Origin of the sequence: Brachyspira sp. SAP_772, assembly GCF_009755885.1 — a bacterium.
In the GTDB taxonomy this organism is placed as follows: domain Bacteria; phylum Spirochaetota; class Brachyspiria; order Brachyspirales; family Brachyspiraceae; genus Brachyspira.
The window spans coordinates 1-645 of record NZ_VYIX01000230.1 but is presented as its reverse complement, the minus strand read 5'-3'; the positions used below and the strand labels follow the sequence as shown (position 1 = coordinate 645).

Genomic DNA, 645 nt, shown 5'->3' with positions numbered 1-645 from the left:
GAGGAGAATATGAATCCTATAACTGCTGAGATTTTTACAAATKTAAAAACTGAAATATTCAATGAAGTTCAGAAAGAGAAAACTGCTAGATTTAAGCGTATAGTAAAAAACGAGGCAAGTGCTAAAAACTATGCTAAGGCTATGTTTGATGCAGCTAATGAATTAAAAAAGATAGATATTATTAAAAAAGATTTTGACATTATTTATTCATCTTTATTTGAGGATAAGGATACTTTTTCTTTCTTTACTTCAAATTTTATAGATGGAAACGTAAGGGTTGATGTCATTAGGAGGGTATATGAGAATAAAATATCTCATGAGGCTCTTAATTTATTATCTATATTAGTTGAAAAGGATTTATTTAATATTTTGCCTGCTATAATAGTAGAATATGAAAACTTATGTAATGAGTTTTATGATATACTTTCTGTAAGAATTACCATTGCCAAAGAATTGGAAGGCATTGAAGAATTGAAGAGAGATATTATAAAGATGGTTAATAAGAATGTTCATTTTTATATTGATATTAATGAATCTATTATAGGCGGTATTATAGTAGAGATAGAAGATATTATATATGATTATAGTATGAAGAGGCTTTTAAATAGTGTAAAAGATTCTCTTCTTGCAGAATAATTGTAATTG

At 26.2% G+C, this 645-nt stretch carries 1 protein-coding gene; it reads left to right on the top strand.

Annotated elements, in window-relative coordinates; genetic code table 11:
• Positions 1–9 precede the first annotated feature (9 nt).
• Positions 10–636 carry an ATP synthase F1 subunit delta gene (atpH, locus tag GQX97_RS13735; protein WP_157152322.1) on the top strand — a complete coding sequence of 209 codons (627 nt, stop codon included), beginning with the start codon at positions 10–12 and terminating at the stop codon, positions 634–636.
• Positions 637–645: the final 9 nt, after the last annotated feature.